Source organism: Nocardia sp. NPDC051911, from assembly GCF_040681035.1.
GTDB classification, from domain to species: Bacteria; Actinomycetota; Actinomycetes; order Mycobacteriales; family Mycobacteriaceae; genus Nocardia; species Nocardia sichangensis.
The window spans coordinates 22181-36379 of record NZ_JBFAXY010000022.1 but is presented as its reverse complement, the minus strand read 5'-3'; the positions used below and the strand labels follow the sequence as shown (position 1 = coordinate 36379).

General features: G+C 67.7%; 13 protein-coding genes. 3 read left to right on the top strand and 10 right to left on the bottom strand.

Translation table 11 applies throughout. The annotated features are described in order from the left end of the window. Positions 1 to 314: 314 nt before the first annotated feature. Positions 315 to 755, top strand: coding sequence for a hypothetical protein (locus AB0L97_RS25055; RefSeq protein WP_364433732.1), 441 nt, complete (start codon positions 315 to 317; stop codon positions 753 to 755). A 158-nt stretch (positions 756 to 913) separates the two neighbouring features. Here AB0L97_RS25055 and AB0L97_RS25050 read toward each other — a convergent pair whose 3' ends face one another. The 9 genes from AB0L97_RS25050 to AB0L97_RS25010 form a co-directional block, all read right to left on the bottom strand. Then, on the bottom strand, positions 914 to 2146 hold the full coding sequence (locus tag AB0L97_RS25050) for a VWA domain-containing protein (RefSeq protein ID WP_364433729.1): 1233 nt from the start codon (positions 2144 to 2146) through the stop codon (positions 914 to 916). Beyond that, on the bottom strand, positions 2143 to 2787 hold the full coding sequence (locus tag AB0L97_RS25045) for an SRPBCC family protein (protein ID WP_356967467.1): 645 nt from the start codon (positions 2785 to 2787) through the stop codon (positions 2143 to 2145). Before AB0L97_RS25045 ends, AB0L97_RS25050 begins: the two co-directional genes overlap by 4 nt. A gap of 13 nt (positions 2788 to 2800) precedes the next feature. After that, positions 2801 to 3688, bottom strand: coding sequence for a MoxR family ATPase (locus AB0L97_RS25040; RefSeq protein WP_364433725.1), 888 nt, complete (start codon positions 3686 to 3688; stop codon positions 2801 to 2803). Continuing rightward, positions 3685 to 4278, bottom strand: coding sequence for a nucleotidyltransferase family protein (locus AB0L97_RS25035; RefSeq protein ID WP_364433722.1), 594 nt, complete (start codon positions 4276 to 4278; stop codon positions 3685 to 3687). Before AB0L97_RS25035 ends, AB0L97_RS25040 begins: the two co-directional genes overlap by 4 nt. Then, complete coding sequence (locus tag AB0L97_RS25030; RefSeq protein ID WP_364433984.1) at positions 4275 to 5168, bottom strand: XdhC family protein; 894 nt, start codon at positions 5166 to 5168, stop codon at positions 4275 to 4277. Before AB0L97_RS25030 ends, AB0L97_RS25035 begins: the two co-directional genes overlap by 4 nt. Before the next feature lie 25 nt (positions 5169 to 5193). Further along, complete coding sequence (locus AB0L97_RS25025; protein WP_364433719.1) at positions 5194 to 7584, bottom strand: aerobic carbon-monoxide dehydrogenase large subunit; 2391 nt, start codon at positions 7582 to 7584, stop codon at positions 5194 to 5196. Next, complete coding sequence (locus AB0L97_RS25020) at positions 7581 to 8099, bottom strand: (2Fe-2S)-binding protein (protein WP_355074262.1); 519 nt, start codon at positions 8097 to 8099, stop codon at positions 7581 to 7583. Before AB0L97_RS25020 ends, AB0L97_RS25025 begins: the two co-directional genes overlap by 4 nt. 2 nt (positions 8100 to 8101) lie before the next feature. After that, positions 8102 to 8992, bottom strand: coding sequence for a xanthine dehydrogenase family protein subunit M (locus AB0L97_RS25015; RefSeq protein WP_355074261.1), 891 nt, complete (start codon positions 8990 to 8992; stop codon positions 8102 to 8104). An 80-nt stretch (positions 8993 to 9072) separates the two neighbouring features. Then, complete coding sequence (locus AB0L97_RS25010; protein WP_364433714.1) at positions 9073 to 10206, bottom strand: XdhC/CoxI family protein; 1134 nt, start codon at positions 10204 to 10206, stop codon at positions 9073 to 9075. Positions 10207 to 10270: 64 nt separating this feature from the next. Here AB0L97_RS25010 and AB0L97_RS25005 point away from each other — a divergent pair, with 64 nt between their 5' ends. Next, positions 10271 to 11227, top strand: a complete 957-nt coding sequence (locus AB0L97_RS25005) for a LysR family transcriptional regulator (protein WP_355074257.1) — start codon at positions 10271 to 10273, stop codon at positions 11225 to 11227. Between the two features lie 473 nt (positions 11228 to 11700). On the opposite strand, the gene AB0L97_RS25000 is transcribed toward AB0L97_RS25005, so the two are convergent. Beyond that, a complete protein-coding gene (locus tag AB0L97_RS25000) occupies positions 11701 to 12678 on the bottom strand; it encodes an ADP-ribosylglycohydrolase family protein (RefSeq protein WP_364433710.1) in 978 nt (325 codons plus the stop codon). Positions 12679 to 13086: 408 nt separating this feature from the next. Here AB0L97_RS25000 and AB0L97_RS24995 point away from each other — a divergent pair, with 408 nt between their 5' ends. Further along, positions 13087 to 13746, top strand: coding sequence for a TetR/AcrR family transcriptional regulator C-terminal domain-containing protein (locus tag AB0L97_RS24995; RefSeq protein ID WP_364433707.1), 660 nt, complete (start codon positions 13087 to 13089; stop codon positions 13744 to 13746). Positions 13747 to 14199: the final 453 nt, after the last annotated feature.

Sequence of the window (14199 nt, the reverse complement as noted above, 5' to 3'; positions counted from 1 at the left end):
CTGGCGCGGGGTGCCGACCGCCGCTCACCGCAGACAGCCGACAGAGTCACCGGGCGGCGGTGGGTGGAGACAGCGCGAGGTTCGGGGGTAGGTCCCGACCGGACGGTTGCCGACTACGCAGATCGTCCGCAGCTCGCTGTGAGCAGTAGGGGGCTCTGTCTCGTTCGGAGGAGCCAGGCGGCTGCGATCGCGCCCGTACCGACGTGATTCTTCGGTCGATGGGCGGGGTAGCCCAAAGGCACGGAATCTTCTGACGCGAGGCTCGCGGGAACACCGTGGCCTCGGGATCTAGCGGATGGTGAGGACGACGGATCATGACCGGTTTGAGCGAGGGTGTCTATCGGATCGTCAATGTCGGCGCCGGTTGTGTGCTGGCGCTCGACAGCGCTGATCAGGTGACGGTGGTGGCGGAGCCAGGTGTCGAGGACGGCTGGCAGCATTGGCTGTTGTCCAGAGCGCCGGAATTCGGCGAGGGAATTTGGTATATCGGCAGCGGACGCACCGGCACCAGGCTTGGACTCGGCGACGGGGTGGTGAGCGAGGGAACCCACCTCGAGTGCAGTGGGACGCCGATGGGGTGGCAGATCACCGCCGAGGAAGCCCACCCCGACTGTTACCGCATCGCTGTCTGGGCCGCCTGCGAGTTCGTCCTCGACCTGCCCGGTCACGACGGTGACATCGGCCCCGAGCAGATCGGGCTCGCGCGATCCGCGCCGATCAGCCGCACCCAGCAGTGGCAATTCCAGCACACCTGATCATCCGCCGGACGGCGGACAGCGCGATCGAACCGGACGGTGTTCGAAACTCAATCATGTGGAACCCCGGTCGGAATGGTCGCGCGCAGTAGCCGGTGCGCCTCGGGTGTGCCGTCGAGGGCTCGGGTGGGTTTGCGCCACCGCAAGGTTCTCGATGATCACCGGGACGGGATCGGGTATCGACCTGGGTCGGCGGACACAGCCGACGATGCCAGAATCCGAACGAACGCGTGTATCTCCGCAAGAGTGTGCGCGGGCATCATGGTGTCGCAGAACGGCAGGGCTGCCGCCATCGCGCCGGTGGCCGGCTGGAACCCGGACTCGCCCGCACGGGGATTGAGCCAGATGACGCGCCAAGCCCGGCGTCTGATCCGGGCCATCGCGCGGGCCAAGAGATCGGGAGTGTCGCTGTCCCAACCGTCCGAGGCGATGACGACGACGGCGCCGCGCACCGCGTTACCGGACGGAGTCGCCAGCAGTGTGCCGAGGCATCGGCCGATGTGCGTGCCGCCGTAGCGGTCGAGCACCTTGTCGTTGGCCCGGGCCACCGCCACCTCGGGGGAACGGTGCGCGAGCACGGGGGTAAGCCTGGTCAGGGAAGTGGAGAAGGCGAACGCCTCGGGTCGATCGGACGAACGGCGTTGCATGGCGGCCCGCATCAGGTGCAGGTAGATCGTCGAATACGGCTGCATGGAACGGCTGACGTCGCACACCATGACGATCCGGCGCGGGCGACGCCGGGGACGGGTGCGGACCAGCACCGCCGACTCCCAGCCGGTGCGCCGCGAGTGGTTCATCGTCGCCCGGAAGTCGATCCGCTTGCCATGCGGATCACTTTCCTGGCGCGTGCTGCGGCGCTGCGGCCAGAGCGCCGCCGCCTGTTCCAGCCAGGCGCCGATCGTTCGCAGATCGTCCGGATCGAAGCAGGCGAACGGTTCCTGTTCCCGTGCGGCGAACCGGCTCGGCAGCACGTCCGGCAGCGCTGGAGCCTGGTCGGTGGACCGGTCGGCGCCGGTTGCCGATCGTGGTGTCGCCCAGGGGACATCACCGCCGTGCCGAGACCGCCCCCAACCGACTGTGCCCGGCGCCGACGCGCGTTCGGCCGGTAGTCCGTGCGTTCGGCTCGCCGGGTCCACACCGAGCACCGCGTCGGCGAACACCGCCGCGAAGACCGCGTCGAAGGCGGCGAGATCTTGCATGCGATCGACGAGCGTCAGTCGCATGGCCCAGTAGAGTTCGGTGCGCGAGCGCGGCGCCATGCGACGCCAGGCTTGCACGAACAGCGTGGGACCGCTCGGCGCCACCGCGACGCCGCTTCCCCGCAGCCGCGCGACCACCGCGACGGCGAACGCCGCCAGATCCACCCCGCGCAGCAGTGCCGCCCGCGTCATCGATTCGTGCGTATCCGCTTGCGCAGCAGAATTATTCCGAGCACTGCCGCGAGTGCGAACACGACCGCGGGCGCATATTTCTTGATCATCGCGGGCCCCATGAGTTCGACAAGGTCCAGCGGCGCGGGCTCGGGCGGCGCCACCGGCTGCGCTGCTCGGCGGTCCGGCTCGGCTACCGGCTCCACAGAGGTCTCATCGGCAGCCGCGAGTTTCGTCTCCAAGGATGTGACGAACTGATTCATCATCTTCTCGGACACCTGTTGCAGCATTCCGCTGCCGAACTGGGCGAGTTTGCCGACAACCTTGAGGTCGGTGTCGACGGTGACCCGCGTCCTGCCGTCGTCCGCGCACAGCCGTGTGGTGATGGTCGCGGCGGCGTTCCCGGAACCGTGTGAATCCCGGCCGCGCCCGCTGATGACGGCGCGATGGTCGTGTTCGTCGCGCTCGACGAATTGCGCTTTGCCGGTGAATTCGCTGGTCACCGGGCCGACTTTGACCTTCAATCTGCCGAGGAAGTCGTCTCCCTGCCATCCGACCATCTGTGCGCCTGGCAGGAGCGGGACGACCTGTTCGAGGTCGGTCAGTACCTCCCATGCCTGCTCGACGGGTGCGTTGACGGTGAACTCGTTGGCGATCTTCATTGCGGCATCCCTCTCATCCGGTAGCCAGGTCTCGCGTATATTCGGCGAACGCCTCCCGCACGGCCGTGCGGTCGTCGGGTGTCTTCGCCAGCGCGCTGAGTGCTGCGACCGCCTCCGGCGCGACGAGATCGGCGACATCGAGCGTCGCCAACGCGGCGATCCAGTCGATGGTCTCGGCGACGCCGGGCGGCTTGTCGAGATCGAGACCGCGAGCGTGCGCGACGAACAGGGTGGCATGTTCGATCAGCGCATCGGTCGCCCCGGGCACCGTGCGTCGCACGATCGCCACCGCGCGGGACGGTTCGGGATAGTCGATCCAGTGGTAGAGGCAGCGCCGCCGCAGCGCGTCGTGCAGGTCGCGACTGCGGTTCGAGGTCAGCACCGCGAGTGGCGGCCGCTCGGCGGTGAAGGTGCCGAGTTCCGGCACGGTCACCGCGGCCTCACCGAGGAATTCCAGCAGCAACGCCTCGAATTCGTCGTCGGCACGGTCGATTTCGTCGACCAGCAGCACCGGGGGCGTCGGACCGCGATAACGGACGCAGCGCAGGATCGGACGGTCGACCAGGAATGCCTCGGTGAACAAGTCGGCTTCGGTGAGGTCGGCGCCGCGCGCTTCGGCGAGTCGAATGCTGAGCAGCTGACGCTGGTAATTCCAGTCGTACAGCGCTTCGTTCACGGTGAGGCCCTCGTAGCACTGCAGGCGGATCAGCGGCGCGGCGAGCGCGGTGGCAAGGGTCTTCGCCGCGGTCGTCTTGCCGACTCCCGGCTCGCCTTCCAGCAGTAGGGGCCGACCCAACGTGGTGGCCAGATAGAAGGCGGCGGCGGTACCGGTGTCGAGCAGGTAGTCGTCGGCGTCGAATCGCCGGATCACGTCCTCGATATCGGCGAACGGCGACATCATGGCGAGGTCGAGGCGCGCAGGCGCTCGTAATCGGCCCAGGTGTCCACATCCAAGGGCACCGCTGCGTCGACGTCGAGCCGGGACACCGGGACGCGGCCCGACTCGATGATCTTCCAGACCGCCTTGTCGCCGTGCAGTCGGGCCAACTGGCCGAACAGGCCGCGGGGCAGCCAGAACGGATGCCCGACGCCGTCGCGGTAGCCGCAGACCGTGATCGCCGCGGTCGTCGCGTCGGCGATCAGTCGTTCGACGGTCGCGGCCGACAGACCCGGTTGATCACCGAGCATCAGCACGATTCCGGGGGCCAGGGGATGTACCGAGCCCAGGGCCGAACGCAACGACGAGGAACAGCCCGAACCGAAGTCGTCGGCCACGACCACCTCCACCCCGGTGAGATCGACCTGCTGCCGGACCGCTGCGGCCGCCCCGCCGAGGGTGACGATGATCTGACCGAAACCGCAGGCTCGAACCACGTCCAGTGTGGCGCCGAGAAGTGTCGTATCCCGGTATGGCAGTAGCTGTTTCGGTGTGCCGAGACGCCGTGAGGTTCCCGCCGCGAGTACGACCCCGGTGACGAATCCGTTTGTCATGAGCCCGTCTTCGCCTCGGCGAAGGAAGTGCGGCAGCCGGAGCCGCAGAACCAGTAGTCGACGTCGTCGATGGTGAGATGTGGTGTGTCCGGCCCGACCGCCACGGTCATACCGCACACCGGATCGAGCGCCTCGAACGTGACGCTCGACAGGCGAACCGGGATGGCCAAGCCGCCCTTGCGGATCGCCTGGATCACTTCCGCGACGATCGAGACGGCGATCTCCGCCGAGGTCTTGGCGCCGATCGGCAGGCCCACCGGGGTGCGCACGCGCATCTGCTCGGCTTCGGTCAAGCCGAGCTCGTCCAGAATCGACGCTCCCCGGATCTTGCTGGCCACCAAACCGACATACCCCACACCCGAGTCGAGCGCGGCGCGGATCGTCTCGGCTTCCGGGCCGCCGTGGCTCGCGATCACGACCGCGGTCGTGTCGGTCAGCGAATCCGGGGAGTCGGCTTCGCCGACACCGCGCTGCACATCGAATCCCACCAGTGCGCACATTTCGGCCAGTGCGTCCGCGATCGGTGTCGCGCCGCAGATGCGCACCAAGGGCGCCGGAACCTGCGGCTCGAGGAATATCTCCAGCGCTCCGCCGGACAGACAGGGATTCACCACCACAGCCGCGCCGGGGGCTTCGGGAAATTGCAGGTCGCCGTCGGGCAGCACGCGCAGCAGCACGCTCTCGTTCGACTGCAGGGCGCCCAGCGCGGCCTTGCGGACCGAGTTCTGGGCGCACTGGCCGCCGACGAATCCTTCGATTGTCCCGTCCTGCAACAGGATCGCCTCGTCCCCGGCATGCGCCGAGGTCGGCTGCTGCGCTCGGACGACGGTCGCGTGCACGAACGGAGTCCGGGTCCGAACCAGTTGCTGGGCACGCTCGGTCATCTTCATCGGTGTTCCCATCGCTCCCACCCACTCAGACGGGCGGTGTGGCCCGGCCCTGCATCGCTTCCCAGACCCGCGACGGCGTCAGCGGCATGTCGGCGTGCCGAACCCCGTAAGGCGCCAACGCGTCCACCACCGCGTTGACCACTGCCGCCGGTGATCCGACGGTCGCCGATTCGCCGATACCTTTCGCGCCGATCGGGTGGTGCGGCGAAGGAGTGACCGTGTATCCGGTCTCGAAATGCGGAACCTCGAGCGCCGTTGGGATGAGGTAGTCCATCAGGGATCCGCCGAGGCAGTTGCCGTCCTCGTCGAAGGCGATGATCTCCATCAGCGCCATGCCGATGCCGTCGGTGATGCCGCCGTGCACCTGACCCTCGATGATCATCGGATTGATCCGGGTCCCGCAGTCGTCGACGGCGAGGAAGCGCCGGACCTTCACCACGGCCGTCCCCGGGTCGACATCGACGACGCAGAAGTACGCGCCATAGGGGTAGGTGAGATTCGCCGGATTGTAACAGATCTGCGCGTCGAGTCCGCCCTCGATACCCTCCGGCAGATCACCCGCGCCGTGTGCTCGCATCGCGATCTGCTGGATCGTGACGGCCGCGGACGGGTCGCCTTTGACGTGGAACAAGCCCTTCTCCCACTCCAGATCGGCGACGGACACTTCGAGCATGCCGGACGCGATGATCCGGGCCTTGTCGCGCACCTTCCGCGCCACCAACGCGGCAGCGGCGCCGGAGACCGGAGTCGAGCGGCTGCCGTAGGTGCCGAGGCCGAACGGGGTCTGATCGGTGTCGCCGTGGACGACGTCGATGTCGTCCGGCGGTATCCCGAGTTCCTCGGCGACGATCTGGGCGAACGTCGTCTCGTGTCCCTGCCCCTGGGTCTGCACCGACAGCCGCACAACGGCTTTGCCGGTCGGGTGGACCCGCAGCTCACACCCGTCGGCCATCCCGAGCCCGAGGATGTCCATATCCTTGCGCGGTCCCGCGCCGGCTGCTTCGGTGAAGAAAGCCATCCCGATGCCCATCAACTCACCGCGGGCGCGCTTTTCCCGCTGCTCTTCGCGCAGGGCGTCGTATCCGATCATGTCCATCGCCAAGCGCATGGTCTTCTCATAGTCACCGGAGTCGTAGACCCAACCGGTCTTGCTGGTGTACGGGAACTGTTCGGGCCGGAGCAGATTGCGCAGCCGCAGCTGCGCCGGATCCATCTTCAGTTCCTGCGCGAGGCAATCCACCAACCGCTCGACGAAGTAGACGGCCTCGGTGATCCGGAACGAGCACGCGTAGGCGACGCCGCCAGGGGCCTTGTTCGTGTAGACCGCCGTCATCTTGCAGTAGGCGGCCTCGATGTCGTAGCTGCCGGTGAAGACACCGAAGAAGCCGGCCGGATATTTCAACGGGGCGGCCGTGCCGTTGAACGCGCCGTGATCGGCGAGCACGGTGGACCGTATGGCCAGGATCTTGCCGTCGGCGTCGGCCGCGATCTCACCGAGCATGATGTAGTCGCGGGCGAACCCGGTGCTGGTCAGGTTCTCGCTGCGATCCTCCATCCATTTGACCGGTTTGCCCAGTAGCAGCGACCCGACGATGGCGCAGACGTATCCCGGGTAGATGGGCACCTTGTTGCCGAAACCACCGCCGATATCGGGTGCGATCACCCGGATCTTGTGCTCAGGCAGCCCGGCCACCATCGCGTAGAGCGTGCGATGGGCGTGCGGCGCCTGACTCGTCGACCACAGGGTGAGCTTGCCGGTCACCGGATCGAGATCCGCGACGGCGCCGCAGGTTTCCATCGGCGCGGGATGCACGCGCGGATAAACGATCTCCTGCTCGACGACGACGTCCGCGCGGGCGAACACCGCCTCGGTCGCGGCGGCGTCACCGGTCTCCCAGTCGAAGCAGTGGTTGTCCCGCTTGTCCTCGAGATCATCTCGGATCACCGGCATCTCGGGCGAGAGCGCGGTCCGGGCATCGATCACCGGAGGGAGCATGTCGTACTCCACGTCGATGAGTTCCAGCGCGTCACGCGCGGCGTAGCGGTCCTCCGCGACGACGAAGGCCACCTCCTGGCCTTGGAACCGGACCTTGTCGGTCGCCAGCACCGCCTGCACGTCGTTGGAAAGCGTCGGCATCCAGGCCAGTCCCTTGGCGGCGAGGTCCGCCCCGGTGACGACCGCCTTCACCTTCGGATGCGCCTGTGCCGCGGAGACGTCGACGCTCACGATCCGCGCGTGCGCGAACGGCGAACGCAGGATCGCCATATGCAGCATGCCGGGCAGTTGGACGTCGTCGACGAAATTGCCGCGTCCGCGAATGAACCGGGGATCCTCCTTGCGGAGCATCCTGCCGTGCCCGCACGGCTTGCGGTCGTTGTCGACGCGGTCTTCCGGCCGGGATTCGACGGCGGTCATGATGTGCTCCCTACCGGCGCCGCGGTGGGCGCGGGTTCTGGCTCCGCCGCTTCGCCCCGTTGCTTCGCCGCGGCCCACTGGATCGACCGCACGATGGTGGTGTATCCGGTGCAGCGGCAGATCTGGCCCGAGATCGCCTCCCGGATGGTCTGCTCGTCGGGATCCGGGTTGCGGTCGAGTAGTGCCCGGGCCGTGATCATCATCCCGGGCGTGCAGAATCCGCACTGCAGCCCGTGACACTGCATGAAGCCTTCTTGCACGGGATCGAGCTTGCCGTCGACCTCGAGTCCCTCGACGGTGCGCACCGAACGCCCGCCTGCCATGACGGCCAGCATCGTGCACGACTTCACCGGTTCGCCGTCCACCTCCACCACACAGGTGCCGCAGTTGCTGGTGTCACATCCCCAGTGGGTTCCGGTGAGCCGCAATTGGTCTCGTAGGAAGTGCACGAGCAGGGTGCGCGGCTCGACGTCGGCGCTCACCTGCTCGCCGTTGACGGTCATGGTTACCTGCATGGCTAGTTCCCTCTCAGCGCGGGATCGTTCGGTACGCGCTCGACCGCGGTGCGCAGCGCGCGGATCGTCAGTTCGGAGGCGAGGTGGCGCTTGTAGTCCGCGCTGCCACGCGAATCGGAAGCGGGTGAGCACGCCGCGCTCGCCCGGCGGCCCACCTCCGCGAAGATCTCTTCGGTGGGCGCCTCACCGATGAGCAGGTCCGAGGCGGTGGCCAGCGCCGCCGGATCGGGCTCGACGGCGGTCAGGCCGATCCGGGCGGCCGCTATCGCACCGTCGCGCAGTGTCACCGTCGCGCCTGCCGCCGCGATCGCCCAGTCGCCGACTCGGCGCTTCACCTCCTTGTAGGCGCTGGAGGTCCGATGCCGCACGGGAATTCTGATCTCGATCAGAAGTTCATTGCGCATCATGGCGGTCTCGTACGGGCCGACCAGGAAGTCGTCCATCGCGATCTCCCGGTCACCGGACGGTCCGCGCACCAGGCTGGTGGCGCCGAGAACCGTGCAGACCGTGGTCAGATCCTCGGCGGGATCGGCCTGGCACAGCGAGCCGCCGATCGTGCCGCGGTTGCGCACGACCGGGTCGGCGATCACGCGCTCGGCGTCACGGAAGATCGGGCATACCGCGGCGAGATCGTCGGATTCGAGCAGATGCCGGTGCCGCACCATCGAGCCGATGCGCACCAGGGTCGGATCGGTGACTATATAGCCCAGCTCGGCAGCCAGGTCGTTGATGTCGATGAGATATTCCGGATTGGCCAGGCGCAGTTTCATCATCGGCAACAGGCTGTGCCCGCCCGCGATGATGCGCGCCTCCTCTCCGAGCCGGTCCAGGAGTCCGATGGCGTGATCCACGCCCGTCGCGCGCTCGTATTCGAATGGTCCGGGCACCTGCATGTGACCCACCTCACGTTCATGGGGAGAAGCTCAGCTTCTGCGCCGCTGAACTGGGGGTCAAGGCCGGATTAAGTAATCACTTAATCGGCTGTCGGTGCCGTGTGGTGAATCCGTCCGCCGGTTCCGGTCAGCGAACGGCCGTGCCCACCCCAGCGCCGCGCGATGATCTCGGCCGCGATGGACACCGCCGTCTCCTCCGGCGTCCGGCCGCCCAGATCCAGCCCGATCGGGCTGGCGAGCCGGGCGAGTTGCTCCTCGGTGAGTCCGGCCTGCCGCAGGCGCGCCAGCCGCTGGTCGTGCGTGCGGCGCGACCCCATGGCGCCGACATAACCGATCCGCGGCGCCCGCAGGGCCACCTCGAGCAGCGGAACGTCGAACTTGGGATCGTGGGTCAGCACGCAGACGACGGTCCGCGCATCGACCGCGCCTGCCGCGATCTGCGCGGCCAGGTAGCGGTGCGGCCAGTCGACGACGACCTCGTCGGCGGTCGGGAACCGGGCCGAGGTGGCGAAGATCGGCCGCGCGTCGCATACGGTCACCCGGTAGCCGAGAAATGATCCCTGCTGCGCCACGGCGGCGGCGAAATCGATGGCCCCGAACACCAGCATCCGCGGCTGCCTGGCATGACTGGCGACGAAAACCGCCATGCCCTCGCCGCGACGCTGCCCGTCCGGGCCATAGGACAGCACCTCGCTGCGGCCCGCCGCGAGCAACCCGGCCGCGTCATCGATCACCGCGTCGTCGGTGCGCGCCGACCCCAGCGTGCCGCGCGCGTCACTCGGCCGGATCAGCAGCCGCCGCCCGATCCGGCCGGGGTCCGGGTGCTCGATGACGGTCGCGATCGCGACCGGCCGGTGCTCGGCGATGTCCGCGGCCACCTCGCCGAGTTCCGGAAACGTCTTCCGGGAGATGGGTTCGACGAAGATGTCGATGATGCCGCCGCAGGTGAGGCCGACGGCGAACGCGTCGTCATCGGAGAACCCGAACCGCTGCAGCACCGGAAGACCGGTGCGCACGACATCGGTGGCGAGTTCGTAGACCGCGCCTTCGACGCAGCCGCCGGAGACCGAACCGCCGACCGTACCGTCCGGGGCGACGACCATGGCGGCGCCTGGCGGCCGCGGCGCCGAGCGGAAGGTGCGTACGACCGTCGCGACCCCAGCCGTGCCCCCGGCGTTCCACGTTGCCATCAGATCCGTGAGCACGTCCTGCATGATGCGTCCTCCGGGCGCGATACGGCGGTAGGCACCGCGTCCACCTCCAAACTAGACTCGGATCGTGACGCCCGCCCAGCTTCGGGCCTACTCGACCGTGGTGCGGCTCGGCTCCGTCCATGCGGCGGCCAGAGAGCTGGGGATGTCCGACGCCGGTGTCTCGTTGCACATCGCCCAGCTGCGCAAAGAGCTCGACGACCCGTTGTTCACCCGCGCCGCCGCGGGGCTGGCCTTCACGCCCGGCGGATTGCGCTTGGCCAGCCGGGCCATCGAGATCCTCGGACTGCAACGGCAGACCGCGATCGAGGTGAGCGAAGCCGCCCATGGCCGACGGCTGCTGCGCATCGCGGCATCGAGCGCGTTCGCCGAACATGCCGCGCCGGGCCTCATCGACTTGTTCGCGGCGCGGGCGAAGGATCTGGCGGTCGAGCTGAGCGTGCACCCCACCAGCCGGTTCCGGGGTCTGATCGAGACCCGTGCGGTGGACATCGCGCTCGGGCCCGGGCCGGAGAACGCCGACACGGCCATCGCCGCCCGGCCGTTCCTGAAGTATCAGATCATCTCGGTCGCGCGCCCCGACAGCCCTCTGGCGGGCGCCGCCGCACCTCCGGCGCTGCTGCGGGAGCAGCCGTGGATGCTGGGTCCCAGCGCGGGCAGTGTGGACGGGCACATCGCGACGATGCTGCGCGAGTTGGCGGTACCCGAATCCCATCAGCGGATCTTCCAGAGCGACGCCGCCGCTCTGGAAGAGGTCCGCCGGGTCGGAGGCATCACCCCGACGATCGGTTTCGCCGTGGCCGCCGATCTCGCGGCCGGTCGGTTGATCCACGTCAAGGGACCAGGGCTCCAGGTATCCGACGAGTGGTGCGCCACCACGTTGCCGCCCGATTCCCGCCAGCCCGCGGTGTCGGAACTGCTGCGGTTCATCACCACCCCGCGATGCATCCAGGCGATGATCCGTGGGTCCGGCGTGGGCGTCACGCGGTTTCGCCCGAAAGTGCATGTGACCCTGTGGAGTTGAAATCGCGACTGCTGCGCACCGTTGACGGGATGCTTCGCCTCGAGTCGGCACGACGGCCTCGATGGCGGAGTCGATGTTGTCGGCGATGCGGAACGTCTGGCCGCCGCGGGCCGCGACGTAGAGTTGGGTTTACACGGCCGGCAGGAGGCTGATGTGAGCGAGCCGGACAGGATCATCCAGCATTTGCGCGGGCCCTCGGCGCGGAGGACGGCGTTGCCGCCCGGCTCGAGCACTCGTTGGTTCAGGCCCCGGGCCGACCTCATTCGCCACTGAGAAGCGTGGGCCGTCCAAGGGCGCCCGCGGGCACAGGACATCGCTCACGTCACCGCATGATCGGCGCCGCTCGGTTGAAAAGCGTTGCGACCACGAGGCTCTGGGCCGCGACCGGTGCGGCGGGCGTCAGGGTAGGGGAGGAAGTACGACGGGGGAGTGGCGTCTTGGTGTTGGGGATCCACGGCGTCAGCTGGTTGTTCTCACGACGCGCCGGACAGCCACTTCCGGAAGCGGCCGGAAACGGAATCTTTGCGCCGTGGTGGTCGGCGGGTGGGGTCGAACCAGCCGGGCAACGGTTCTCGCGCGGCGAGCCAGGTTCGCGGCACTCCTTCGAGCGGGCCGGGGTGCGTGTCGGTGCCGGTGTGGGCGGCGACGATTCCGCCGACGATGGCGCTCGTGGTGTCGATATCGCCGTCCGCGGCGATACACGTGGTGATCGCGGCCGGGTAGTCGTCGAGATGCGTCGCCGCTACCCAGATCGTGAACGGCACCGTGTTCTGCGCGGTGACCCGGGATCCGTTGCCGAGTTCGTCCGCGGCCTCCTCCGCGGAGGCCTCGAGCAGACTACGAGCACGGCGAATCAGGCGGGTCGTCTCGCCATCGTCGAGGCGGTCGAGGACGCCGGTGATGAAATCTGCTGGCGTGGGCCGACTTCCGCGCAGGCGAGCATGTGCGGCCTGACCGGCCGCGAGCGCCACCGCGACCGCGCCGAGGACGCCCTCCGGATGCAGATGCGTCACCTGCGCCGATCGCGCCGCTTCGGCGGCGATCTTTTCCGGATCGTCGGCGTAGAAGGCGCCGAGCGGAGCGACCCGCATGGCCGCACCGTTTCCACAGGATCCCTGGTTGTCGTACACGGCTCCGGCCGCCTCCCGCCAGTGCACGCCGTCGCGGATCCGGCGCAAGGTACCGACCGCCAGGAAGCCGTAGTCACGGCTCGGGTCGAATCGGCGCGCGAAGGCGGCGGCGAGCCGATCCTGGTCGATCCCACCGCGACCGATGAGTTCGGCAACCACGGTGCAGGCCATTTCGGTGTCGTCGGTCCACCCGCACTGCCGGGCCGGGAGATTGCCGGCCCGAAGATCCGGAATCGACCGGCCCATGATGGGAAATTCCGCTCCCAGCGCGTCTCCCACGGACAGTCCATCGAGTGAATCGAGCATCAACTCAACATGCATCGCGTCTGATGGTAGCCATCCGAAACGGCGGTGCATACGAATGCGCAGGCTGGGCCGTACCTGAACCGAGCGCTGACGGCGGAACGCCCAGCTGGGCGAGATGGGTGAATTCGCTGTCGTCGGGCGCCACGGGAACAATTGCATGTTCATACTTAGATATGCGCATCAAGATATGTATCACCCATAGAGCCGTTGACGGCAATGCAGCGCTTGTCCTAGCCTCGGCGAGGTGAACAATGATCACCCGGCGGTCGTAAACACTTCCGTCTCGCGTTCGGGAGATCTGGACGGCCTCCGCTTCGTAGATGTCCGTGGGGTGACTCGACGGCTCATATGTGTCGATCACGTGGGGGGAGGCACTCGCCGCGTCCTTGAGCCTGCTCGCGGCGCGGGATCGGCGCGATAGCGATGACCAAGCGCGGGTTGACCCGGGATCGTCTGGCCGACATCGCTCACGATTACGTCTCGGAGAACGGTCTGGACGCGCTCACGATGCGACGGCTGGCTTCCGCGGCGGGGGTGACGCCGGGTGCGTTGTACAAGCATTTACGGGACCGGAAGGATCTCCAGCGTGCGATGGCCGACACCATTTTCCGGGCCGTCGACCTGTCGGATATCGACCTCGGCAACCCCGATGTCGCTCAGACGATGATCTGCTGTCGGCGTATTCGTGCGGCGATACTTCGTTTCCGTGAGGGAGGGCGCGTCGTCGCGGGCTCGTACTCGCCTTCGCCGGAGACCATCAGAGTCTCCAGCACGCTGACGACACTCCTCCGCGGTGTGGTTCTGCCGCAGTTCGGCGTCGGCGAGATCGTTTTGGTATTGCGTTCCTACATCACGGGTTTCGTCATCGAGGAACAGGCCTATCTCGAACTGAGCAACGCGGGCGAGTGGGATTCCCTGGTGGCGCGAATTTCGACCGGTGATCATGCCCGGCAGGAGGGCGCCGACGATGTCCTCGCGATTATGACCGGTGATCGGGATCTGAGGTTCACGGACGGATTGCGCGCTGTTCTCTACGGCAAGGTTCGAGATTCGGCGAACATCCTTGCCCCGGTGCGTAACTGACCGCGGCGTCGGATTCGGCCGAATCGACGGGCGCGGCCGCATCATGGCTGATCGGCTCAACCGGTTCGCGGTCTGTCCGGACGTCGACGCATCGGCGAAGGCGGTGCGCTTCATATGCATCTGCGACCTGGGTCGGCGCGTCGGGCCTCCCGGGTGCGGGGTGGCAGCGCGACGGGGTGAATCGGCATCCGAGCCTTTTGTATGCCTACGGTAAAGCCGAGGTCGGGAAGATCGCGATCGGAACGCGCTACGGCGGGCGCATCGAGTCATTTGCTCCGTACCCCGGGTGAGGAGGTGAACCCGGGACAACTACGCGGTGCCTCGTCACGGGGTCGTCCGGTGGGTCGCGAAGTGGCGGGTTCCCCGTTCGTGGGAGGGGAGACGTCTGCGAAAGGGAGACACCGTTCGCGTGCAGGTTGCGGCGCCACAGCTCTCGGTACTCGCTAAAATATT